We start from the raw sequence: 24,824 nt of genomic DNA, 5'->3' as shown, positions 1-24,824 counted from the left end.
TCGTGTAATTATTCTTTAAATGCAAGATGTTTATATATACCGGCAGTTGCTTAAACGGTGGATGGTGTTTTATATTTTCCAATATGGTATATGATATTTTTGAATAAGGTTCAAAACGCAGTTTATAAGTGATTGAGAAGAGCGGTTAGTCTTTGGTTGAATATGTCTGAAACATAGTTTGATTTCAGGTTAAGGCGTTGCTTATTCTTCCCGATATTTTTTTGTGAGGCCGTTCATAAATTTCCTCATGTGCTGGTCGCCCAGTTCCTGATAGTTTCTGTGGTCGGGTCTGCGGAAGTATGAAGATACCTCGGACTTGCTGACGTTTGCGCCGCCCAGCGTGAAGATATCGGCTATGTCGGTGTCTTTCAGTTCCAGAGCAACACGCAGTTTTTTGATAATTTCGTTATTTTTCATCTTTAGCTCCCCTTTTGTAGGTGATAAGTCCGTCCAGAAAGGCATTCAGCACAGTGTCGGGTGTTTCTGCGTAGTTCTGGTCGTCCTCTTTGGACATCAGCGTGGGGATATCCTCACGTTTGATAGGGTTGCCGCCCATGTCCAGAATTTTAAGGAGCTTGTTGTCGTTGAGGTTCAGCGCATAACGGATGCGGCGAAGTACGTCATTGTTGTTCATGTTGTCTCCGTGTGTTGGACAGAATACATATGTCACCGATTAAAGGCAAGTGCAAACAATGAAGTCCGGCCGTCTTTGCGAGGGCGATGCCCGAAGCAATCTGCCCTGATGAGACTGCCGCATCGCTTACGCTCCTCGCAGAGACGTTCATTCATCATTGCGAACCCGCTTGGCGGGTGTGGCAATCTCATACCGGACAAATCTGTTATGATTAAAGCGCTCTCTGGAGTATACAGGCGGCGACATCCGGCGTTATGGAGCCTGTTTCGCCCAGTGCCGTCATTCCGTGGCCTTTCAGTGCGGTGACAACAGCGTCAACATCCGCCTTGATGCCGTATTCGCTCAGTGTCAGCTTAACGTCCACACTGCGGAAGAGAGCCTCTATTTTGTCTATTGTCTTGTCCTCGGTGAGGTCTGCGCCCTCAAGTCCGAAAACGTTTCTGCCCATTTTCAGCAGTTTTTTTGATTTCTGAAGTCTCAGCTGCCGCAGGAGTGCGGGCAGGACTATTGCCAGCGTCTGACCGTGGTCAAGACCGTAGATTGCAGTGAGTTCGTGGCCTATCATATGTGTTGCCCAGTCCTGAGGAACCCCCACACCTATAAGCTCGTTCAGAGCCTGATTGGATGTCCACATCAGGTTCTTCTGCCAGCTTTCCGTGCGTCTGTTCTCCCAGTCCTTCGCCAGTGCGGCTATGTTGCGAAGCAGGGCTTCGGCGTATCCGTCCTGAACCATTCCGTCGGTGGGATATGTCAGGTACTGCTCGGCGGTGTGGACAAAGGTGTCCACCAGTCCGTTTGCCAGCTGTCTGTCGCTTAGGGTGGTCATTACTGTGTAGTCCATAACTGCGAACACGGGATAGACCGCTTCGGATTTGAAAAAGCGTTTTTCCTGAGTTTCCGCTCTGGTTATGACGGAACCGCCGTTGGATTCGGAACCGGTAGCGGGCAGGGTGAGCACTGCGCCGATGGGCACAGCCTTTTTAACCGTGTGCTTCCACTCAAGGATATCCCATCCGTCGCCGTCATAAAGTGCGGCCGCCGCAACATATTTTGCGCCGTCTATGACAGAGCCGCCGCCAACAGCGAGGATAAAGTCTATCCCTTCGTTTTTGACAACGGCAACAGCTTTGTCCAGAGTCTCTTTGTGGGGGTTTGCCTCAACGCCGGAAAACTCGGTGAATGTGTGTCCTTTAAGAGCCTCGGTCACCTGTGCGTAGACTCCGTTTGTCTTGATTGACCCGCCGCCGTAAATAAACAGTATCTTTTTGTCTGTGTGGATCAGTTTTTCGATGGAGGCTATTGTGCCGCTGCCGAAAACTATCCGTGTCGGGTTGTAATAGGTAAAGTTGCTGAACGTGGTCATTAACTCCTCCGTTGATATCTTTCAAATGGAAATATAGTCAAGTGACGAAGAAAGGAAATACTAATTAATACTGAATTATTACCCGATCCTCTGAATTATGTAAAATTCGTGTTAAAAATACTTGTTATTACAATTTCTAATCATTGATATCTTGATTATTTTTATAATGAGTATAATATTAGATATTATTGGTATTATTTTTTCCTTACCGGGGTGTGAGATGCGAAAGGATGGAGCTTTTAACAAACAATGTGATTATGTTCCGATATGCGAAGGCGATGCTCTCCTTGTGCGTTCCATTTTCGATGACCCCAACGGCGTTATTATTTTTGCTCTGGACAAGGAATACCGCTATATTTCGTTCACGATGTCTCACATGGCCGTTATGAAATGTCTCTGGAATACCGACATTGAGCATGGCGAGTGTATGCTTGACTATATAGTTTCGGAAACTGACAGAGCCAGAGCAAAGTCTAACTTTGACAGAGCCCTTGCCGGCGACAGCTTCATCGTACGTGAAAAATACGGAAATTCCTTCTGGGAGGACAGATATCTGCCTATCTTCGGTGACGACGGTTCGGTGGAGGGGCTGACCGTGTTCGTTCTGAACATAACCCAGCTGGTAGAAACCGAGGAAAAACTCCGGAATGAAGCTCTGGAGATGGAGCGTCTGAAAGAGCGTGAGCTTATCTTCAACAGCATAGGCGAGGGGCTTTACGGGGTGGATCTGGACGGCAACTGCATATTTATAAACGGTGAGGCTCTGCGGATTCTGGGGTATGAGGAGCACGAGGTCATAGGCAAAGAGACTCATCTGCTGTTTCACCACCACCACGAAGACGGCAGGGTATACGAAAGGCAGGACTGCATAATCCATCGTTCCCTTGCAATGAACTCAAAATCCGACGAGGTCACATGGCTGTTTAAAAAGAACGGCGATAAGTTTCCCGTGCGTGCCATCGCCACACCCATAAAGAACAACTGCAAGGTGACCGGAGTGGTCATAGCTTTCAGCGACATAAGCGCAAATTATGAGATGGAGATGAAGCTGAAAAACGCAAACCATGTGCTTAAGCTTCTCGCCACAACAGACCCGCTGACAGGCATCTACAACAGGCGGTATTTTGAGGAGACGGGTGCTCTTCTGATTGCCGAAAGCCGCAGGACGGGAAATGAGCTTTCAGCGGCGATGTTCGATATAGATTTCTTTAAGAAAATAAACGATAAATACGGCCATTCCGTAGGCGATATGGTTCTGGTGATGGTCGCCAACACAGTTACCGATCATCTCAGAAAGAACGACACCTTCGCCCGCATAGGCGGCGAGGAGTTTGTTATCCTTCTGCCCGACACCGGGCTTAAAAAGGCTGCCGAAGTTGCCGAGCGCATCAGAAAGAGTGTTGAGGATGCATGGCTCGACTACGAAGGCGAAAAGATAAACTGCACGGTGAGCATCGGCGTTACCTGCGTCAGCGAAGGCATAAGCAATCTTGACGACCTGCTGAGAAAAGCGGACGACAGACAGTATGCCGCAAAAAGACTGGGACGCAACAGGACCGTCACCTCAGATTAATCCTCGGTATATATTTCAACACGGTTTCTTCCGTTCTGCTTGGCTTTATAAAGGGCGTCGTCCGCTTTGCGAACGGCGTCGTCCAGCGTGTCCCTGTTGTCGGGGATAAGCGAATATACTCCCGAACTTATGGTCATTCGTATGCAGTCCCCCTCATTGTCCACACAGATGGTTTCGATATCGTGTCTGAGTCTTTCCAGATATGAAGCCAGAGCGTTTTCGTCCCCGCCTGTGGTGTAGACTGCAAACTCCTCTCCGCCGTATCTTGCGGAGGTGTCATTCTCCCGCAGGAAATGCTGCTTTATTGTATGTGCGATACGCTGGAGACAGAGGTCGCCCGTGACGTGCCCGTAGGTATCGTTTATGCGCTTGAAGTGGTCTATATCCAGAATGGCTATGGAGAATCTTATTCCGCTGCGGCGGCACATTCCGAAAACCTGCATTGCGTTCGCAGAAAAATATCTCCGGTTGTAAAGTCCGGTCAGACTGTCCTTTTCGCTCAGTTCCTGAAGCCTCTGGTTGGCCTCCTGCAGCTGTGTGTTCAGCTTTCTCAGCTTATTGCCCCAATACATCATGACAACGAGGAACAGAGCCACAACGGCCAGAATTTTTGAGAAAAGGTCGTAGTTGAACTTCTGATCGTAGCGGACGCTGAGCCATCTGCCCAGTATCTCGTTCCGCTCCGCCGGACTCACCGAAAGCACAAGTTTCTGGAAAATGCTTCCCAGAATGGGTTCGTCGTTGCGTGTTCCGACTCCCAGTTCCCAGTCCTGCGGCAAACGTGCGGATATTTTTATATCGGTTATCTTCTGCTGGCTTATCTGGTAGCCTATGGATGCCATGGTGCCGATGTAGCCGTATATCCTGCCCTGCTGGAGCATGCGGATTCCCTCTTCATCGTTCGTGACCTCGATGATCTTCAGGCTGGGGTAGTTTCTTCTTAAAACCTCGGTTATGGCGTATCCCTTAACCGAGCCGAAGGTTTTGTCCAGAACACTCTCTATGCCGCTGATAAAGGGTTCGTTCACCGACGTTGCCACAACGTTTGGAACAACAAGATACGGCGACGTGAAGTTCAGATATTTGCGTCTGTCGTCTGTTTTCATGGCGAGGGAGACAATGTCGCACTTTCTGCTGTTGACCGCCAGAAGGGATTCCTCCCAGGTGGTTGTGGGGACTATTGTTATTTCGGCGGGAAGTTTCGGGCGTATCAGCTCGAAAAAGTCCGCTGATATTCCTATGTGTGTGTTCCCGTTTTTCAGTTTCTCAAAAGGTATCCAGTCGGGGTCTACACACATGTAGATGACCTTTTTCTTTTTCAGATACGCAATTTCCTCCGGATTGAAAAGGTTTCTGCCAGTGGAAGCTTCGGGCACCTTTGCGGTTATCCACTGGTTCTCAAGCTGAATATGCTCTTCAGGAGAGATGCCTTTCAGAGCTTTTTCCATTATGGAGTGGAGCAGGGGATGACGCTTCGTGATTCCGAAGCGCAGATCCTCCATTCCGACCCCCTCCGGTGAGAAACTGCCTGCGATGCGGAGGTTCACCAGAGCGTATTTCTTTATTATGTTGTTGCCTGCGTTCAGTGCTGTCACAGCTGCGTCGAGCCTTCCGAAGGCCAGATCTCTCAGCATATCGTCCTGAGAGACGTATTCTTTCGGGGGGCTTTTGAGCATGGATTTCAGTTTATCCATGTAGAATATGTCGGACATGACCCCGACCCGCTTGTCCCTGATGGAGTTCAGTCCGCTGTATCCGCCGAAATCGTCACGGACGAAGACAACGTTGGGTATCTGATAGTAGGGTGATGTGAACAGAGTGTAATTCGCTCTGTCCTCTGTGTACGACATGTCGGCCATAATGTCGAGCCTGCCCTTTTTAAAGCTTTTGATAATCTCCGGCCAGTTGTTGGGGGAATAGAGGAAGGTTATTCCCGTCTGTTTGCTTATTATGTCGAGCAGGGAGCGGGTATATCCCGATACGCTGCCGCCTGAAACAAAGCTGAACGGCGAGTAGTCGGGCATTGTGCCCACTGACACTGCCGGATGTGATTTTATGTATGCCTCTTCCTCGTGCGTAAGTTTTATCTTTTCCGGTTTTGCTATATCTCTGCCGCTGAAGGTCTCCCACATCTGCTCAAGATCCGAGACTGAGGAGCGGGGGATGCTTTTAAGTGATTTGTTTATGACAGAGAAGAGCAGAGGGTCGGACTGCTTCAGGATGCCCAGTCTGAAATCCTCCTGATGCAGCTTGTCCAGTCCGGCGTTGCCCACGGAGACTATGTTCGGCAGGCTGTTTTCCCGTGCGATGAACTTTCCCGTGAGTTCGCTGGCGACAACTGCGTCCGTCCAGCCGAAGGCAAGAGACTTCATCAGGTCGGCGTAGTTGTTGTACTCGGTGAGTTCAATTCCCGCCTCCCTTAGAATGGGGAGATAGTATATGTCTTTGGCGATGCCTATTTTTCTTCCTTTAAGTGACTCCACCGACAGTCCGGAGAACCTGTTGTCGTCGCCCCTTTTGAAAAACACTGTCTTGCGGAAATGATAAGGTTCTGTGAAGCTGACTATTCTGGCTCTTTCTTCGGTGTATGATATTTCATCGATAACGTCTATTTTGCCGGAGAGGAAAGCTTTGTAGATGTCCGTCCAGTTGCCCATTCGTATTTCGAATCTGAGTCCGGATTCCTTTTCTAGCAGGCGCAGAAAATCCACCGAAAAACCCTTTTCGGCTCCGTCACGGAAGAATGAGTACGGCTCGTTGTCGTTGACAACGCCCACAATCACAGTCTTCTTTCTGCTGATGTACTGTTTCTCCTCCGCTGTTAAAAGCGGCTTTGCCCAGCCGCAGAAGGTGGTAAACAGAACAGATATGGCAATTAATAATAGTGATAGTTTTTTTATGGCCGGCATAATTGTGGCTCCGTAACTCATTAGGGGGACAATGTATATCGGATTTTACACTTGAAAACAGCGGAAATCTACAGGAATTATTCAATTATATGTTTACATGATAAAAATTGGCGTAATGGACTTGACATGGTTTTGCAAGCTGTTAGACTATGCCCTTATTAGATTTCAGCGGGGAGACATGGAAGCTGACAGGTTCATATCGGAGTTTAACAGACTATACGGCAATTCGGAACCCTTTCTGTTCATTGTGGATTTTGAACTGAGCCGTTTCGTTCTGCACCCCCTTTCAGAGCTGGGTTCCTCCTCTGATATCCTTTATGATTTCAGAGGTCTCACAAATTATCAAGGAACAAACACCCGCCGCAGCCTTCCCGAAATCACAAAAAGACCTATAACTTTTGATAGTTATAGAAAATCGTTTGACATGGTTCAGAAACGTCAGACTGACGGCGACAGCTATCTGCTGAATCTCACCTTTCCCACGGAGATAGACGTTGATCTGAGTTTTGATGAGATATTCGCCGGGAGCAGTGCGGAATATAAGCTGAAATACGGCGATGAGTTCGTGTTCTTTTCGCCGGAGAGTTTTGCCAGGATATCCGGCGGATACATCACCACCAGCCCCATGAAGGGGACGAGGCTGATGACCACGGCGGACTGCGAAAGGCTGCTGATGGATGACGAAAAGGAGCTGGCGGAGCACATCACTGTTGTGGATCTGCTCAGAAACGACCTGAACTCGGTTGCGGACGATGTTCGGGTGACCTCGTTCAGATACCCTTCATACATCCGCCACGGCGAAAAGACCATTGTGCAGACCAGCACGGACATACGGGGCAGGCTGAGACAGGATAAGGATATGGCTTCGGTCATTCTGGGGCTTCTGCCTGCGGGTTCGGTCTCCGGAGCGCCGAAAAGAATGACACTGGATATAATTCGTCAGGCTGAGGGTGCGCCCAGAGGGTTTTACACCGGAATAGCCGGAGTGTATGACGGAGAGAATATAGATACCTGCGTTATCATAAGATATATCGAAAAAAAAGAGGGCGGAACGTTCTTTCGCAGCGGCGGCGGCATAACCGTTTACAGTCGTGCACAGGACGAATATGCCGAGCTTCTGGAGAAGGTTTATGTCCCTATTATTTGAAACCATTAAACTGGACGGCGGGAGGATCTTTAACCTGAGATATCATCAGGCCAGGGTTGATGCGGCCTTTAAGGCACTTTTTCCAAAGGTGAGGCCGGTGAGTATTGAGGAGGTTCTGGAGGGAGTTTCGCTGCCTGCCGACGGGCTTTACAGACTGAGGGTGTCATACAGCGACATAAGGGCGGAGGCGGCGGTTTTTCCATATGTGAGGCGCAAGATAAACCGTCTGGTGCTCATTGAGGACGACAGCCTGAGCTATCCTCACAAGTTTGAGAACAGGGAGATGTTTCAGAAGTATGCCGGAAAATTTGCGCCGGACGAGGAGCCGCTGTTTGTGGTGAACGGTCAGGTTACGGATACAACGTTCAGTAATATAGTCCTTAACAAGGGCAATGTGTATGTGACCCCGAAAGCCTGTCTGCTGAAAGGAACCAAGCGTCAGCAGATGCTGGACACGGGCATTATAACCGAAATGAAAATAACCCCCGGGATGCTTTCGGATTTTGAGACCGTACATATCATAAACGCACTGAACGGAATAGGTGACATTACGGTGTCTGTGGAGAGCGTTGTGGTTACATGATATTTCACTTTGTGATAAATATTAACATAATTAACGTTGTTTTTTGTCCGCTGTTCATGTAGCGTGATTTATACACAATCTCCGAGAGGTCCAATGAACACGGTCATATACTCAAACATAGTCGATTACATCTTATCAACGCCCAGCATCGGCGAACAGACTTCCCCCGGAAAACAGAAAGCTGAAGATCATGCAGAAGGCAGTGTTGCAGATTCAGGTCAATACATTGCCGGACAGCTGGTTTCAATGATTCTGGCTGCGGCAGAGCGCAGCCCGCTGATGGGATCTGCTGTTAAAAACCGGATAGAAGATCCTGCCCTGAGTGCTGTTCTGACTGATTTTTTCGGGCGGATTGTATCCGTTTCAGGCGGTGTCAGGGACGGACTTAAACTCATGCGTGAGTTTGAAAAAGATTCTTCACTGCTCCACGATACAGCATGCATGGCAGTTTCTGCGGCCAGACTCAGCACAAGCATCCGGTCTTTTGCCGGAGTCAGCTCATCCTCGTCACCTCTGCACAGATTCCTTCTGTCTTCCGTAATGTTCTATCCGGTCATGAGGTCGGGTTCCGGCTGTTTTCCTGCGTTCAGCCCTTCGGAGGGTGTTCGCAGAGCGGCTGGATACTGCGGCGGAAGATACTGTCTGCCCGATGCGATGTTCAGAGAGGACAGCAGAGTGTCTTCGGATGTAAGATATGTCGTGACCTTTCATATATTCATCAGGCTCCTTGAGAACAACGGATTCACCGCCTTTTCGCAGGAGGCGCACAGAAACATGCGCTACCTTGCGGATTCCGGATATGCCGACAGCAAGGCTGTTTCATGGCTCGGTATTCTTTTTTCACAGGGATGTTCGGGCGGGCTGATGGAGTTTGCCGCAAGACTTCAGAGCATATGCATGCAGAAACCCCTTGTCTGGGGGACGGCAGGCTCAGGAACACCGCTCAGAATGTTCTGTTCAAACGGAAGCTGTGTTCACGCCATCGGTAAAAAGGTGCATATAACGGGCGACATCTATGTCAGAGCCGACAGGGAATACCGGACGAATATAAAGCAGGGTGAATACAGGCAGTGTTCAAAGCTGACTCCCATGCTTGAGGACTACCACAGAGCCGCCACTGCATAGGTATTTCTATTTGTAGCGAAGTGTAACGGTCAGTCCGTTTCTGTTTTCGAAGCTGATGTTTCCTTTCAGCTGTCTGGTGAGCGATTTGATTATCAGGTGGCCGTAGGAGCTTTTGCTTCCGAAAGATTCGATATCTTTCAGTCCCTGACCGTTATCGGAGAGTACCAGCACCTTTTCTTCGCCGTCCTGTCTGAAACTGATGTGAATCTTCAGCTTTTCGGGTTCAGGAGAGGCATATTTCAGTGAGTTTGTAAAAAGTTCGTTTATTATCAGCGCACAGGGGACAGCTTCGTCCAGTGTCAGGTCTATGTCCTCAATGTCTGTGGTGACAATGATATCGTCAGCACCGTTGCTGGCTCTTTGCAGGTGGCTTATCATCCTTTCCAGATAAGACTTTGACCCCAGTCTGGAGAAACTGTTGGTCTCAAAGAGCAGTTCGTGGGTCAGAGCCATTGAAAGTATCTTCAGGATGCTTTCGTTCAGAAATTCTTTTTCAGCAGATTCAGGCAGATCCTCCGCATGGAGAGCAAGCAGACTGCATATCATCTGAAAATTGTTCTTAACCCTGTGGTGAAGCTCTTTCAGCAGTGTTTTATTCTCTTCCAGAGAGGTGAGTATCATCTCTTCAGAATTAAGCTCCTCGGTTATGTCCCTGAAAATGAGAACACCCCGTTTCCGGTTCTCCTCGGAGCGCATTGTGCTGAAATTCAGCAGAACGGGTATCAGCCCGCCATCCTTATGAACCAGAAATTCCCTTTTATTCCTTATGTTTCCGCCTGATTTGAGGCTGTTGAGGATTGTGCATCCGCTTTCGGGTATCTCTCCTGATTCGTCTCTGTAGTGTATGGTTTCGTGGTGGCATCTGTATAGAAGCTCGTCGGTTTCATAGCCCAGAACCTGAGCTGCCGAGTTGTTTATGAAGAATATCACGCCGTCGCTGTTTATTCCTATGACCCCTTCGTTGAGGGATTCGAGAATGGAGCGGTGCAGGTTCTTTATGGATGATAGCTCATGCGCCAGATAGTTTTCGCTGGTGTTGTCCAGAACGGTTATGAAGGTGTAGTCCTTCCCGTCGTAACTGAGCATGGAGGAGTGCATGGTGACGTGCACCTGTGTTCCGTCGGGGAGCTTGTTGCGGCACTGGAAGGGAAGGCCTTCGTTTGTGCTGGCCAGAAAATCCAGATAGTCGTCGTCGCTGAGAAAGAGTTCACGGATGTGAAGACCCCGCATCCCCTCTTTAGGGAAACAGTAGAATGAGTTCAGGGCAATATTGCTCTCTATGATGGTCATGGTCTGCATCTGCACCAGCATGGTCATTATGTTTGAGCTTTTGAAGATCAGCTCATACCATGATTTTTCCAGTGCCAGCCTGTTAAACTCCAGTTCCCTGTCGGTCATGTCCCTTGCTATGCCTATCATGCTTTCGGGCTTGCCGTCCATTCCGTATATCAGAGTCTGGTTTATGTCGAACTTCATGACCTTTCCGTTTTTGGCGGTCAGTTCGGCTATGTCCTGAAGCTGTTTGACAGCTCTGTCCTCGGAGATCAGTCTGAGGTTTGCCATCCTTTCGCCGTTGATCATTCTGGAGAGCGAGCCTTTGTCCTGAAGTATCTCCTCCGGAGAATATCCCAGCAGTTTTGTTGCGGAGCGGCTTATATAGTCTATGTATGGTTCGGGCTTAAGCCTTATGGAGAACACGATATCCTTGCTGGATTCGGTAAGCTCCCTGAGCAGGAGGGTTGTTCCCGCCAGTTCAAGCCGCATCTTTTCAAAGTGCATCAGAAGGATGCCAAGTGCAGAGACCATAGTCAGCAGAACGTTCAGCTGAATGAACTCCGCCGCCAGCTCACTGCTGTTGCGGAACATAAGATTAAGAATAAGGATAACACCCCAGACGGTGAATGACGTTCCGGCGACCTTGCTGCCTATGCCCTTGACATTCTTTATGAGAGCCAGACCGCACAGGAGAAAAACCGTTCCGCCGAAAATATAAACAACAGCCATAGCCGCCAGTTCAGGATTGCTCCTGTAAATCCCGCCGGGGATGAATGTAAGGAATATGAGAGCTGTTAGAAGAAGTGTCGAGGGCAGTCTGCCGTATATGAAATGGTATATGCCCATACCAATGAAAACACTGCTGACGTAGTTTATCACCAGCGAGGCCATTTCGTATCTCTCCATGCCCGGAACCATTATGGAGAGTGAATAAAAAACTATCGCAAGGGCGCTAAGACCCCATCCGATGCTCCAGAGCACCAGATACTGCATCTTTTCGGTGTAATATATGAACAGGAAGGTGAACGACAGAGTCATTGCCGCCAGAATGAGCGTCAGCGAGTCGTTCAGTGCGGAGATCATGGCGCTGTCAGGCCTGACAGTGCTTCAGCACTGCTCCTGAAATAACTTCCAGAGGGAGAACACTGTCCACAGCTCCCGCCTCTATAGCCATTTTCGGCATTCCGAACACCACGCTGGTGCGTTCGTCCTGTGCTATGTTGTATGCTCCTGCGTCCTTCATCTCCCGCATTCCTTTTGCGCCGTCGTCGCCCATCCCGGTGAGGATGACCCCGATAGCGTTCTTGCCGACGTATCTTGCGCCGCTTCGGAAAAGCACGTCCACAGAAGGTCTGTGTCGGCTTACCAACGGGCCGTCCTTTATTTCGACATAGTATCTTGCTCCGCTCCGCTTTATCAGCATGTGCTTGTTGCCGGGAGCTATCAGAACCCTGCCGGGGAGAACCGTGTCCCCGTCGTCGGCCTGCTTGACCGTAACACGGCAGAGTGAGTTGAGTCTGTTTGCGAAAGAGGCTGTGAAATTTTCGGGCATGTGCTGAACAATGGCAACTCCGGGACTGTCGGCCGGAAGTCCCTGAAGAAACACGCTGAGCGCCTCCGTTCCCCCTGTGGATGCCCCCACAAGGATAACTTTTTCAGTTGTCTTAAGCATGGCCTGATGGCCTTTCGGAGCCTCCAGAACGGCATCTGCGGTGAGTTTAGGCTGAATCTCCCGGAAGGCGTTGGACAGTTTGGTGACCTTCACCTTTGCGGCGGCTTTCACCGTGTCGCATATCATTATTTTGGATTCTTCAAGGAAGGCTTTCGTACCCGCTCTCGGCTTCTGAATTATATCCACTGCGCCGTATTCGAGGGATTTCAGGGCTGTTGCCGAGTTCTCCTCGGTAAGGCTTGAGCACATTACAACGGGTATCGGGTGTTGGCTCATGAGTTTTTTAAGGAAGGTTATGCCGTCCATACGGGGCATTTCAACGTCCAGAGTTATGACATCCGGAATGAATGTTTTCATCTTTTCAGCCGCCGCAAACGGATCCTGACAGGCGACAACGGATTCTATTGCGGAATCGGAAAGCAGTATCTCCGTCAGAACCTGACGGACAACCGCCGAATCATCAATCACCAGAACTTTCAGTTTTCCGCTCATCATCACATCCCCTGAATTCTTGATATTTTTCTGAGATAAACCGTTCCTGTGTCCAGAGAGAAATAGAGCTTGCGTGTGTATTGTCCGCCTGTGTCGCTTGAGGTGATGGTGTAGCCCAGCTTTTTTATTATTGCCAGTGCTGCTTCAACGTTTCTGTGGCCCACTCCGGCTTCCTCGTTCATCCCTGTGAACATATTGCTTCCGCCGAAAAGCTTCACCTCGGTCTCACGCTTGTCTGCCCCCGCTTCCAGAATCACTTTGTTCATGTACAGCGTTGCGCAGTCAACATACCGCATGATGTCCTCGCCCCGTTTAACCGATTCGGTGGAGGAGGGGAGCATGCAGTGGCTCATCATTCCTATGCCGAGTCTGCGAACGAACATGGTTATGCTCACGCACGAACCAAGCACTGTATGCACAACCATGGGGGAGTCGGCATAAAACATTTCTCCCGGCTTCAGATACAGGCTCTCGCTCTGATTCAGCATTTTTTACAACCTTTCGAATATTGTCGGGGCAGCGGTTCTGAGAGGCAGATCCATCCCGTGAACCGATTCCGAATGTCCGAGAAACAGGTGTCCTCCCCTGACTATATTCCGGCATATCTTTCCAATTATATCAAATTGTGTCTGATGGTCGAAGTAAATTATTACATTGCGGCAGAAAACTACGTTCATTTTAACAGGCAGGCTGTATTCGGAGTCCATAAGGTTCAGTCTGCCGAAGGTCACTTTCTGCCTCAGTTCCGGTTTAACACGGACAAGCGCCGCATCCTGATTCTTTGATTTCAGCAGATATTTTTTCTTAAGCTCATAGGGGATGCTGTCGGCCTTGTCCTCGGAATAAACGGCTCTCACCGCCTTTTCCAGAACTGCCGTGCTGATGTCGCTGGCGTATATTCTGAAATTTCCGCTCAGTCCGAAATATTCCGCCAGAACCATCGCCAGAGTGTACGGCTCTTCTCCCGTTGAGCAGGCGGAACTCCAGATGTTCAGCGTCTGCTCTTTTCCGTAGCCCTGCTGCTGGAGGTTTGGCAGAAGTCTGTTGTTCAGATAATCGAAGTGGTTGGGTTCACGGAAAAAATCCGTTTTGTTGGTTGTTATTGCATCGATGAAGGAGAAGCGCTCCTGTTCAGCCGCGGGGGAATCCCCGCCGAAAACAACGGCAAGGTATTCCCCGTAGGTTGAGATGTTGAGAGCCTTAAGTCTGCGGCGGAGCCTGCCCTCGACCATGTTTTTTTTGGTCAGGGGCAGGCGGATGCCGCACTTCACTTGTATATAGTTCTGAATAAGGCCGAATTCATCGGATGTCAGTTTCTGATGGTATATGTCATTCAGATTTTCCGCATCCATTTCCGCTTCCTATTGAACAGGCACCTGTTCCGCCGGGGCGGAGAGTGCCGTTATTTCGTTCATTGAAAATACTGCGTTGACGTTCAGGATTATGACAAATCCGGTCTCACGCTTCGCCATGCCCGCTATGAATGCGGTGTTGAGCTGTGTGCCTATCTTGGGTGCGTCCTCTATGACGCTTTCCTCAAAATCCACAACCTCCTGAACCGAATCCGCCAGTGCGCCCAGAATGGTGGAATCGCCGTCTATTATCACCTCAACGATGATTATACAGGTGTTCACTCCCTTCTCGGTTGCGCCCATTTTGAACTTTCTTTTCAGATCCACCACGGGAACAACGTTGCCCCGCAGGTTTATAACGCCCACCATAAAGTCGGGCGTGTGGGGAACCTTTGTCACGCTGGAGAAGTCGAGAACTTCTCTTACGGACATTATGTCCACCCCGTAAACCTCGTCTGCCAGTTTAAAGGTCAGTACCTGACATACTTCTCCGCCTGCTGCGGTGTATTTCTCTTCCATGATGTCACCGCCTTAAAAACTTTCGAAGTCGTGGTCGAGGCTGTCTCTTTTGCCCTCTGTCAGGTCGAGGTTTATCCCCTCGTTCCTGCCTGCACTCTTATTGGCCGTCACAGTGGGTTTTTCTATGTGTTTTGCTGCAAGCACTGTCTTGGGTGCTTTTTTAACAGGAGCCGCATAGCTGCTTCTGCCGCTGTCGCCCTTCATTTTGAAGAATGAGACCGCCTGCTGGAGAGCTTCGGACTGGCTGGAGAGTTCCTCAGCCGTGGCCGCCATCTCTTCGGATGCTCCTGCGTTGCGCTGAATTACCTGATCAAGCTGCTGGATGGCAGAGTTTATCTGCTCGCCGCCGGTGCGCATTTCGCTGCTGCCTGCGGTTATCTCCTGAACAAGCTCCGCCGTCTTCTGAATGTCGGGCAGAATGCGGTCAAGGAGTTGTCCGGCCTTTTCGGCAATGGCAACACTGGATGATGAAAGCTCGCTGATCTCTCCTGCTGCCTCCTGACTGCGCTCTGCAAGCTTGCGGACTTCCGCCGCAACCACCGCAAAACCCTTGCCGTGTTCGCCTGCTCTGGCTGCCTCTATTGCAGCGTTCAGAGCGAGGAGGTTGGTCTGACGGGCTATCTCTTCGATGATTGATATCTTGTCTGCTATCTCTTTCATCGCTTTAACGGTCTGCTGAACTGCCTCGCCGCCCTCTTTGGCGTCGCCTGCGGCCTTCAGAGCTATTTTTTCTGTCTGAAGAGCGTTGTCTGCGTTCTGGTTAATGTTGGATGCCATCTCTTCCATAGAGGCTGAAGCCTCTTCTGCACTGGCGGCCTGTTCCGTTGCGCCCTGCGACATATCCTGAGCTGCGCTGGAAAGCTCTCTGGCTCCTGCGGCAACGTTGTCGGATGATGTGCGGACGTCGGTTATTATGCTTCTGAGTTTACCGACCATGTCCTTGAGCGCCTCGGCAAGCTGACCGACCTCATCCTTCTGCTCAACGTCGAGTTTCGCATCCAGATTACCTTCGGACAACTGTAAAGCAAAGTTGACACCCTTGAAAAGAGGACCTGTTATGGCTTTTGTAAGCACATAGCCGATGCTTCCACCAAGAATGAGACCGATGACTGCAAAAATTACTATCATTGTTATTGCGTTTGCCATCTCTTCCATCATTTTGTCTTCCTGATCCTCGGTTGTAGCAGATACCACTTCCATGGCTTTGCGTGCATTCTCTATGAGAACCTTTTCTATTGTTATCTGATCTTTTATATTTTTGAAAAACTGATCGATGTTGACCTTGTATTCCTCAAGGGATTTCACCATGGACGAAGTAAGTTCGCCGGGGTGCTGTGCGGAGAGTGAGCGTGAAAGTCTCATGGTGTTTGCGAATTCGTCGTCAACCTTAACAAGGTAGCTTTCGTCATGGGTTATGATAAATTCCTTGCCGAGGAATCTGACCATGAGGAATGAGCTGACAACCCGCTGGGCATCCACAGAGTTATAGTCCATGGCGGCTTTGTCGGAAAGTTTGACCGCTTCTGCGGATTTCTGACCGACAGTGTTCATAAGCTCTGTTTTCTGCTTTTCAAGCTCTACAAACTTGTTGAACGACTGGATATATAAATTGGTTCCGGCGATGATGTCTTCCATCTGTTTTTTGTTTGCCGGATCTTTGAAACGTCCTTTCAGTTCCTCTGCCAGTTTCAGTATTTCCAGTGTTTTAGAGTTGACCATGTCCGCCGCTGCATAATCCTTGCGCATTATGAAGTTTTTTTCCTGCTGCCTGCACTCCAGTACCAGCTGAATAATGCTGTTCAGGTCGTTCGAGTTAAGAACTCTGTTCTCCACTTTTTTCAGACCGCTGAATCCCATATATCCTGAAAGCAGGATAAGGAGGATAAGCATTCCGAAACCAATAAACAGTTTTGCCCCAAGTTTCAGATTCTTAAGCATAAAATGCCCCCGTAAAAAAATTACTCTATTTCTGTGTATATCTTAAAAACATCGACAATGAGAGCCACCGAACCGTCACCCAGAACTGATGCGCCGGAAATACACTCTATGTCCTTAAAAGCCTTGCCGAGTGATTTGATCACCGTCTGGTGGTCGCCCACAACGCTGTCAACCACAAAACCGACCCTGCGACCGTCTATCTCTATGATAACTATCTGCTGAATCTCCGGCGCCTCGCCCTCTGCCTGAAAGAAGTCACGGAGAAACACATAGGGAACTATCTCGTTTCTGACCATTATTATCCTGCGGCCGGAACTGCTTCTGTTCTTCGCCGCATTGAACTCTATGCACTCGTTCACCAGAGAAAGGGGGATTATGTAGAACTGGCCGCCTATAACCACCAGCAGACCGTCTATGATCGCCAGTGTCAGCGGGAGTTTCAGGGTTATCGTTGTTCCTTTGCCCTGAGTGCTGGTTATGTCTATTGTTCCTCTGAGTGACTCGATATTTCTTCGCACCACATCCATCCCGACTCCCCTTCCGGAGACGCTGGATATGGTTTCGGCTGTTGAAAAGCCGGATGCGAATATCAGCTCGAACACCTCTTTGTCGGGGAGTTCGGCCGTTTCGGAAACTATTCCGTTTGCCCGTGCCTTTTTCAGCACAGCTTCCTTGTTTATCCCTTTGCCGTCGTCTGATATTTCAATTAAAACGCTGCCGCCTGAATGGGTTGCGGTGAGGGTTATGTGTCCTTTTGCGGGTTTGCCTGCGGCAACCCTTTCCTGGGGTGTCTCTATTCCGTGGTCGATGCTGTTGCGGATGAGGTGCACCAGCGGATCGCCCAGTTTTTCTATAACGGTTTTGTCTATCTCTGTTTCGCCGCCGTGGACGATAAGCTCTATCTCTTTGCCCAGTTCGGCGGAGAGGTCACGCACCAGCCTTTTGAATTTGCTGAATGTTGAACCTATCTCAAGCATGCGGATGCTCATTGTGTTGTCACGGAGTTCCCAGACGAGGCGTTCAACCTCCTCTGCAACCTTCAGCATCTCCTGATTGTTCTCCTGAACGGCTATCTGCCCCAGTCTGGCCTGAACAGTCACCAGTTCGCCCACGAGATCCACCAGAAAATCCAGTTTTTCCGAAGGAACCCGAACGGAGGAGATGTTTTCAACCACCGCCTTCTGATCCCTTATCTGGCGGACGTGGAGCTGTTCATTCAGTGCCGAATCCAGAGCCTCTTTGGTTATAAGTCCTTTTTCAATAAGGATTTCGCCGAACATCTTCCGTTCCTGCATCAGCCCCATCAGGGCATCCTGAGATATGTCGCCCTTTTCAACGAGTATCTCGCCTATCTTTTTCAGGTTTTCGGAACCGCCTGTGAAGTCATCGATCAGCGTAACTTTCAGATCGCTGTCGTCCTCAACGAAGATAAAGATGTCCCGTATGTCGTTCTCGGTCTTGTCGGTGGTGAGGATTATCTCCCAGAAGGTGTAGCACTTCTCCGCCTCCATTTCGCCAAGTTCGGGCATATAGGTTGTCTGGGCTGAAATGCTTGCCTCGCCCAGTTCCGCAACCTCTTTGACAAGAAGTTCGGGATTTATGCCCGAGAGCAGAATGTCCTGCGGTGCCCTGAAGGTCACCCTGTAGGTCTTCAGATTGCTGCTTTTCAGCAGTTTGTTCTCCTGCTCCTTCTCTTTTGGCTTCTGCTGGGGCTGCTTTATGCCCCCTGCCTCCGAAAAGAACGCCACTATCTCCATAGCCAGAGGCGAATCCGCCTTCATTGAGGGGTCGCCCAGCATCTCACGGATTATGTCGCAGGATTTCAGCGAGTAGTCCAGCATGGGCTTTGTTATGTCCAGTTTGCCGTTTCTGACAAGGTCGTAGGCCGTTTCTATACTGTGCACCAGTGCGGCAATGTTCTCGAAACCGAACATCGCTCCGGAACCTTTGATGGTGTGCATGGCACGGAATACCCTTGCCACCAGATCCATGTTTAAGGTGTCGTCCTCAAGCTCAAGCAGCGACTGTTCCAGTTCCTGGAGCAGTTCGGTCGCTTCCTGAATGAAAACCTCTTGATGCACGTCTGCCGACATAAATCACCCCAGAACTTTTTTTGTTACCGTCACAAGCTGTTCCGGCTGAAACGGTTTAACTATCCAGCCCGTTGCTCCGGCCGCTTTTCCTTCCGTCTTCTTTGAATCCTGAGATTCAGTGGTGAGCATTATTATGGGTGTGAAGCGGAATTCCGGCTTCGCCCTGAGCTGTTTGATGAGGGTTATTCCGTCCATGTTGGGCATGTTGAGGTCGGTTATCACCATGTCGACCTTGACCCCGCCGATCTTTGTCAGCGCATCCTGCCCGTCGGAAGCCTCGATAATGCTGTAGCCCTCTTTTGAAAGGGTGAATTTGACCATTTGTCTTATGCTGGCGGAATCGTCCACCGTAAGTATTGTTTTTGCCATTCTTAATTCTCCATTACCATTGCGCACGTTCCGAACTTATCCTTTGAGCAGCCTTTGTGTCTGCGGAATCCGGTTTTTGCTCCTCTTTCCAGAAGCTCGTTTTTTCTGCCTGTGACTATGAATTTCCTGTCCCCGCCAGTGAACGTTCTGTGGGCGGAGCACATAAGCTGGAAGAATGTCATATCCACGCTGTCCACTTCGCCGATTTCCAGATGCAGGTCGGTTCCGTTCGCATTTATGTTTTTAAGGTTTTCCAGAAGTTCTGAGGCGTATTCCACTGTCAGGCTTCCTGACACTGTAAGTTTTGGTACGGCTCCTTCGCCGCTGAAATGCAGGTTCATCTTGTTCTCCTAAAAAAGTTCCACGTTGTCTGCGGCCTTGGCTCTGCCGCCTTTGGTTTTGCCTGCGGACACGCTGGACATAAGCTCTCGCTCGGATTCCATTGTGTATATCCGGTTGAGATGCTCCGAAAGCTCGGTTATGTTCAGGGCAGCGCCCGCTTCGGTTATATTTTTCAGCCCTTCCGCAATGGACTGAAGATCCTGTTTCATTATCTCAAGGGGTTCGATCACATGCTCGATCCGCTGTCTGTTTATGTCCTGATACTGCATTGAGACCACCATTGCGTTGATGTCCTGTGCCAGTGCCATTGAGCTTAGCTGAAGCTCGGCTATGATGTTCTTTGAGTGTTCCAGGGCCTTGTCCAGACCTGTCAGAGTGCTGTCCACCTCTTTGTGGGCTCCGGCGGTGATCCGGTCGATCTTGTCCACTTCGAAAGCCGATTCACTGTGGATCGAGGTCACTTTTGATGAAATGCTGTTCACTGCGGTCTTTATTTCCGAAGCGAACTGGTTGGATTTTTCTGAAAGCTTGCGTATCTCGTCAGCAACAACGGCAAATCCTCTTCCGTGTTCTCCGGCTCTTGCGGCCTCAATGGCGGCGTTGAGGGCGAGGAGGTTAGTCTGGTCGGCTATATAGCCAACGTTTGCGACTATCTCCCTTATGCTCTCCACCTCTTTCATTACACCCTGCAGGCTTTCGTTTGACTTCACGGCGTATGAGCCCATCTCCTGCATTTCACGGATAACGCTGATGAGCGTCTGTCTGCTGCTTTCTACGAATCCCTGTCCGCCTTCTCCCCCTGTGAAGCCTTCCAGAGCACGGCCGGCCTCCTGCGACTGATTCATTGCCTTGTCGACTATGTCGGAAAAACTCCCGCTTATGGTGTTTGTGGCTTTGTCGCTGTCGGCATTGACGTTTTTAAGCTGTTCCTGAAACACCTTCATAAGGGTTCCGTAATCATTGAGAACTTTGCCCAAAGGGGCTGTATTTGAATTTATGGATTGGATTGTGTGTGATGCCGTTATTCCGGCCTGTTTTTCCGCATCGGCTCTTACCGAGCGGATAACCGACGACACCGCAAAATATGCCCCTATGAGCAGAAACAGGGTGAGGGCGGGTCTTATTAGCATTGACTCCGTGAAGCTGACACCCGTTATTGCGGCACCAATCAGAAAAAGCACGACCTTAGCGTTCATTTGCGCCTCCGCTGAGCATGGAAAGAACCTCGCTCACCAGCATGTCGTGGCTGAAGGGTTTTTCCATAACCTTGATCCTTTTGATATTTGAGCAGAAGAACCGGAGGTCGTAGTCCATGTATCCGGTGACGACTATCACCGGAATATCCAGTTCGTTCTGAAGAATGAACTCCAGAATATCAATGCCTGTGAGCCCCGGCATCATTATGTCCAGGATTATCAGGTCATACAGGTCACCTGTCGACATGCTGAGCATTATGTTCCGCATTCCGTCCGTTCCGTCCTGTTCGTCTGTGACCTGTATCCCTTCCCGCTTAAGGGCGATCTTGACGCTGGATCTGAAATATTCTTCATCGTCTATCAGAAGTACTCTTTTTCTCATGGTGAAATATACGCAATGTTTGTGCCAGATGCTAAGTCTATGGTGAGAAAGAGATTGTCACTTTTGTTTACAGTCCGGCATGTTAATCTAAGTTGACATGTTTTTTCATTTATGGCTAAATTGCGAATAATAAAGACAAATGGTTTGTAAAATAAAGTTGACAATACGATTTTTGTACTGAAAAATTATACATAAATCGTGTTCTTTTTATTGGTGATGTTATGTCAAAAAAGATACTGGTCGTTGAAGACGAAGCCATTATCGGTCTGGATATCGCTACCAGACTGGAGCGGAGCGGTTATACGGTTATCGGCCTTGCGGTTGACGACGAAGAGGTTCATTCCATCCTTGCGAGGGACACGCCCGACCTGATCCTTATGGATATCAGTCTGAAATCCTCTGTGGACGGCATTGAGCTGGTTTCTGAACTGCACAGGACAAGGAAATATCCTGTGGTTTACATCACAAGCTATTCCGATTCCGCCACAATAAGCAGATCCATGACAACATCGCCATACGGCTACATCATAAAACCGTTCACATCCCAATCTCTTCTGGCGACTGTTTCACTCTCTTTCACACGGATTGAACTTGAAAAGAGCGCATTCGAAAAGACCGAGCTTATTGAAAACGTCCTTGAGAACACTTCCGACGGCATTGCCGTTGTGGACAAAGACTACAATATAACCATGGTGAACAGAACCTTCTGTACCATTACCGGAATGAAGGAATGTGCGGCAGGGGTCAACATAAGGGACGTTCTCGGCGGATATGACCACAGCATGGGGTCTTCCGTGATCTGTCTGGACAACGGTTCGGACAGAAAAACTGCCGTGATGGGTGTCAGCCGCTTCATGGAAGGGAGCATAGTCACCCTCACCGACATAACCCAGACCGAAATATTCAGAAACGAGCTGTATATAGCTGAGGAGAAGTTCACCAGCGTTTTCCGGAAGAAGTTCATTCCCGCTGTGATCACCTCCAGAAACAGTCTGATGATCAAGGACTGCAACGAGGCTCTGCAAAAGCTTTACGGAATGGCCGCGCAGGCCGAAGGACTTCCGCTGTCGTTTCTCACCGGACAGGAGGTCATGGACAGGCTGACGGAGCTTTCGGCCGAGCACTCATATTTCGAGCTGTCAAGGGTGACACAGGTCAGCCGGGCGGGGCGTGAGTTTATCGCCGATTTCAGGGGCAACATCATTTCCGAGGGAGAAAATGCCTTTATACTGCTTGATATCGAGGACGTATCCGAAAAGGTGCGTCTTGAGAATATAGAGAAAGAACTTAAGATCCGTATGATCCAGACCAACAAAATGGCCGCTCTGGGAACTCTCGTTTCAGGGGTTGCCCATGAGCTGAACAATCCGAACAATTTTATTATGTTCAACACCTCAATAATAAGGGATTATCTGAACGATATGATATCCCTTCTCGATTCATTTTCCGAGCCGGGCAGGGAGCTGATGGTGGGCAACACCCCTTATGAAGAGGCAAAATGCGACATAGTTCAGCTTCTGGAAGGTGTTCACAAGGGGTCGGAGAGGATCAGGGACATTGTTCACGATCTCAAAAGTTTCGTAAGACAGGAGACTTCGGCAGCTCACAAACCGCTCTCAATTGCGGAGCCCCTTAAGTCCGCAATCCATATTCTTACACATAAAATAAACAAGACCACAGATCACTTTTCGGTGGAGATAGCCGAGGAGCTTCCCGCAGTTAACGGCAACGGCCAGAAGCTGGAACAGGTTTTTATGAACATTATAATGAATGCTCTTGAGGCCACTGTAGGCAGACATCTGCCCGTGTCAGTGCGGTGTTTCACGCAGGAAGGTTTTGTTGTTACAGAGATAGCCGACAGCGGAGTGGGGATCAGGGAAGAGGACATTCAGCGCATCACAGAACCCTTCTTCACCACCAAACAGGCCGAAGGGGGCACGGGACTGGGGCTTGCAATTGTGTATTCCATAGTTCAGGATCACAAGGGCAGACTGGAGGTCACATCTGAAAGAAATGCAGGAACCACGGTCAGGATATTGGTTCCCGCAGGTGATGCATGACATCCCCTATATATATAATAGATGACGACAAAACAATAACCGATGCCTATGCCATTTTTCTGAAACGCAGCGGCATCAGTGACTATATTATCATGAATGACCCGAGAGAGTTCGTTGCCGCTCTGGATTCCGTCACGCCCATGGCTGTCTTCCTTGACCTACAGATGCCCTACTACACAGGAGAGGATATCCTTGAACTGGTGAAGGCTAAGCATCCGGAGACTCCGGTCATAATAATCACCGGGAACGCAGATGTGGATACAGCGGTCAGATGCATCCATAAGGGTGCGCTGAACTTTCTCGTAAAGCCGCTGGACAAGGAGAGATTTGCAGCGGCATACCATTCGGCACTGAACGCATTTCAGATGCAGACGGAGATAAATGCTCTGCGCAGTGCGAAAAAGGCGGCTGAAAGCGGAGAGATTGTCGATTTCTGCGGCATAGTTACCTCCGACGGCAGAATGAAGGAGCTTTTCCGATATATAGAATCCATATCTAAAAGCAGCTTTCCGGTTCTCATAACAGGGGAGACCGGGGTGGGCAAAGAGCTTTTTGCAGGTGCGGTTCATAAATGCAGCGGAAGAAAAGGGGATTTTGTCCCCGTGAACGTTGCCGGACTGGACGACACCATGTTCACGGATACCCTGTTCGGTCACGTTAAGGGTGCTTTCACAGGAGCCGAAAAGCAGCGTCAGGGTATGGTGGCTCTGGCAGAGGGCGGAACGCTTTTTTTAGACGAAATAGGCGATCTCACCGACAGTGCGCAGGTAAAACTGCTTCGCCTGCTTCAGGAAAAAATATATTCACCGCTGGGTTCGGACAAGTTTGTCCGTTCCGGCGTGCGCATAGTTGCGGCGACAAATGCCGATCTTGAGGAGAGCGTCAGGCAGGGCAGGTTCAGACAGGATCTTTTCTACAGGCTGACAACCCACAGAGTCGATATTCCCCCGCTCAGGGAGAGAAGAGGCGATATCGGGCTCCTTGCTCCCGTGTTTTATGAAAAGGCACTGGAAGAGGTGGGGCTTAAGGGCGAGCCTATCCCGACAGCGTTCATCAGGATGCTGGAAAGCTATGATTTTCCGGGTAATGTGCGTCAGCTGCAGGCGGTTGTCTCAGACATGGCTATGGTGTTCGGCGGGAAAAGACCCGGAGAACGTGAGGCGGAGGGCTTTCTGTACCGCCACGGGATATCGGCTGCGGATGTGAACAGAAAGGTGTTTACCTACAGCGGAACTTTTCCGACCCTGAAAGAGATAGAGCAGTATGTGGTGGATGCCGCAGTTAAGGAGTCCGAAGGAAACGTGAGCTGTGCGGCGAGACTTCTGGGCATCACAAGACAGGCTCTCCACAAAAGACTGAAAGGAAGCTGAAAAAAATACAGGCGTATGAGTGGTTTTTTTGTGTGCAGAATATATAAATAAATGCATATTTAACTTCTGGTAAATACCTAAAGTTTAGTATGAATGAATATTCACGGCACAGGAAGATGTCTATATGAATATTGTATTAATTCTATATATAGTAAATCTCCGCCGCTAGTGCCTGATAAGTATTAAATTTAATGTTTAATAGTGTATCTGTGTCATAATTTAGAGATAGAATGCACGGAATTTACGGGCATATGCCAATATGTTGTGGTTAAGTTATATTTGACAACTGAATTTTATTTGGTATACTCTGTAAAAAAAGTAATGATTGTGTAAATTTAGTGTATATATAAATGAGAAAAACCGTGTACGGGCAATGTGTTAAAAACAAGCCACAGCATTGTTCACGTTTCACGGGTTTTCAGCTTGAAGA

At 49.3% G+C, this 24,824-nt stretch carries 20 protein-coding genes and 1 pseudogene; 6 read left to right on the top strand and 15 right to left on the bottom strand.

Features of this window, described 5'->3' with window-relative positions; genetic code table 11:
• Positions 1-201: 201 nt before the first annotated feature.
• From C8D98_RS11400 to C8D98_RS11390, 3 genes are all read right to left on the bottom strand, one after another.
• A complete protein-coding gene (locus C8D98_RS11400) occupies positions 202-417 on the bottom strand; it encodes a DUF1456 family protein (protein ID WP_165871304.1) in 216 nt (71 codons plus the stop codon).
• Positions 407-634: a DUF1456 family protein gene (locus C8D98_RS11395; protein WP_132874285.1), complete on the bottom strand. Its 228-nt coding sequence runs from the start codon at positions 632-634 to the stop codon at positions 407-409. Before C8D98_RS11395 ends, C8D98_RS11400 begins: the two co-directional genes overlap by 11 nt.
• A gap of 211 nt (positions 635-845) precedes the next feature.
• Positions 846-1,997 carry an iron-containing alcohol dehydrogenase gene (locus C8D98_RS11390; protein ID WP_132874284.1) on the bottom strand — a complete coding sequence of 384 codons (1,152 nt, stop codon included), beginning with the start codon at positions 1,995-1,997 and terminating at the stop codon, positions 846-848.
• A gap of 220 nt (positions 1,998-2,217) precedes the next feature.
• On the opposite strand from C8D98_RS11390, the gene C8D98_RS11385 reads away from it, so the two are divergent.
• Positions 2,218-3,570: a sensor domain-containing diguanylate cyclase gene (locus tag C8D98_RS11385; RefSeq protein ID WP_165871303.1), complete on the top strand. Its 1,353-nt coding sequence runs from the start codon at positions 2,218-2,220 to the stop codon at positions 3,568-3,570.
• On the opposite strand, the gene C8D98_RS11380 is transcribed toward C8D98_RS11385, so the two are convergent.
• A complete protein-coding gene (locus tag C8D98_RS11380) occupies positions 3,567-6,479 on the bottom strand; it encodes a transporter substrate-binding domain-containing diguanylate cyclase (protein WP_165871302.1) in 2,913 nt (970 codons plus the stop codon). The two genes, C8D98_RS11385 and C8D98_RS11380, sit on opposite strands and share 4 nt — an antisense overlap.
• A gap of 178 nt (positions 6,480-6,657) precedes the next feature.
• Here C8D98_RS11380 and C8D98_RS11375 point away from each other — a divergent pair, with 178 nt between their 5' ends.
• The 3 genes from C8D98_RS11375 (at position 6,658) to C8D98_RS11365 (ending at position 9,334) form a co-directional block, all read left to right on the top strand.
• Positions 6,658-7,626, top strand: a complete 969-nt coding sequence (locus C8D98_RS11375; protein ID WP_132874281.1) for an aminodeoxychorismate synthase component I — start codon at positions 6,658-6,660, stop codon at positions 7,624-7,626.
• Positions 7,610-8,209 carry an aminotransferase class IV gene (locus C8D98_RS11370; RefSeq protein ID WP_165871301.1) on the top strand — a complete coding sequence of 200 codons (600 nt, stop codon included), beginning with the start codon at positions 7,610-7,612 and terminating at the stop codon, positions 8,207-8,209. Before C8D98_RS11375 ends, C8D98_RS11370 begins: the two co-directional genes overlap by 17 nt.
• Positions 8,210-8,302: 93 nt before the next feature.
• Complete coding sequence (locus C8D98_RS11365; RefSeq protein ID WP_132874279.1) at positions 8,303-9,334, top strand: hypothetical protein; 1,032 nt, start codon at positions 8,303-8,305, stop codon at positions 9,332-9,334.
• 6 nt (positions 9,335-9,340) lie between these two features.
• Here the strand turns inward: C8D98_RS11365 and C8D98_RS11360 are convergent, their stop codons facing one another.
• From C8D98_RS11360 to C8D98_RS11310, 11 genes and pseudogenes are all read right to left on the bottom strand, one after another.
• Entirely contained in the window at positions 9,341-11,692 is a 2,352-nt protein-coding gene (locus C8D98_RS11360; RefSeq protein ID WP_132874278.1) for a PAS domain S-box protein, read from the bottom strand.
• Between the two features lie 7 nt (positions 11,693-11,699).
• A complete protein-coding gene (locus C8D98_RS11355) occupies positions 11,700-12,773 on the bottom strand; it encodes a protein-glutamate methylesterase/protein-glutamine glutaminase (RefSeq protein ID WP_132874277.1) in 1,074 nt (357 codons plus the stop codon).
• Positions 12,774-12,775: 2 nt separating this feature from the next.
• Positions 12,776-13,261 (bottom strand): chemotaxis protein CheD, encoded by a 486-nt coding sequence (locus C8D98_RS11350; protein WP_132874276.1) that lies wholly within the window; start codon positions 13,259-13,261, stop codon positions 12,776-12,778.
• Positions 13,262-13,264: 3 nt separating this feature from the next.
• The gene (locus C8D98_RS11345; RefSeq protein ID WP_132874275.1) at positions 13,265-14,125 is read right to left on the bottom strand and encodes a CheR family methyltransferase; all 861 of its coding nucleotides are present in this window, start codon (positions 14,123-14,125) and stop codon (positions 13,265-13,267) included.
• A gap of 9 nt (positions 14,126-14,134) precedes the next feature.
• Positions 14,135-14,644: a chemotaxis protein CheW gene (locus C8D98_RS11340; RefSeq protein ID WP_132874274.1), complete on the bottom strand. Its 510-nt coding sequence runs from the start codon at positions 14,642-14,644 to the stop codon at positions 14,135-14,137.
• A gap of 12 nt (positions 14,645-14,656) precedes the next feature.
• Entirely contained in the window at positions 14,657-16,582 is a 1,926-nt protein-coding gene (locus C8D98_RS11335) for a HAMP domain-containing methyl-accepting chemotaxis protein (RefSeq protein WP_207891275.1), read from the bottom strand.
• Between the two features lie 20 nt (positions 16,583-16,602).
• A complete protein-coding gene (locus C8D98_RS11330) occupies positions 16,603-18,675 on the bottom strand; it encodes a chemotaxis protein CheA (protein ID WP_132874273.1) in 2,073 nt (690 codons plus the stop codon).
• Between the two features lie 3 nt (positions 18,676-18,678).
• Complete coding sequence (locus C8D98_RS11325) at positions 18,679-19,044, bottom strand: response regulator (RefSeq protein WP_132874272.1); 366 nt, start codon at positions 19,042-19,044, stop codon at positions 18,679-18,681.
• 2 nt (positions 19,045-19,046) lie between these two features.
• Positions 19,047-19,385: an STAS domain-containing protein gene (locus tag C8D98_RS11320; protein ID WP_132874271.1), complete on the bottom strand. Its 339-nt coding sequence runs from the start codon at positions 19,383-19,385 to the stop codon at positions 19,047-19,049.
• Between the two features lie 336 nt (positions 19,386-19,721).
• Positions 19,722-20,582: pseudogene (locus C8D98_RS14010) on the bottom strand (methyl-accepting chemotaxis protein); the annotation flags it as partial.
• The gene (locus C8D98_RS11310) at positions 20,572-20,964 is read right to left on the bottom strand and encodes a response regulator (protein WP_132874269.1); all 393 of its coding nucleotides are present in this window, start codon (positions 20,962-20,964) and stop codon (positions 20,572-20,574) included. The gene C8D98_RS11310 and the pseudogene C8D98_RS14010, both read right to left, overlap by 11 nt.
• A 221-nt stretch (positions 20,965-21,185) precedes the next feature.
• On the opposite strand from C8D98_RS11310, the gene C8D98_RS11305 reads away from it, so the two are divergent.
• Positions 21,186-23,024, top strand: coding sequence for an ATP-binding protein (locus C8D98_RS11305; RefSeq protein WP_132874268.1), 1,839 nt, complete (start codon positions 21,186-21,188; stop codon positions 23,022-23,024).
• Positions 23,021-24,394 (top strand): sigma-54-dependent transcriptional regulator, encoded by a 1,374-nt coding sequence (locus C8D98_RS11300; protein WP_132874267.1) that lies wholly within the window; start codon positions 23,021-23,023, stop codon positions 24,392-24,394. The genes C8D98_RS11305 and C8D98_RS11300 overlap by 4 nt, the downstream gene beginning before the upstream one ends.
• Positions 24,395-24,824: the final 430 nt, after the last annotated feature.

It is taken from the genome of Seleniivibrio woodruffii (assembly GCF_004339245.1).
Classification (GTDB): Bacteria; Chrysiogenota; Deferribacteres; order Deferribacterales; family Geovibrionaceae; genus Seleniivibrio; species Seleniivibrio woodruffii.
The sequence above is the reverse complement of the archived record's forward strand: the minus strand, read 5'-3'. Positions and strand labels throughout refer to the sequence as shown.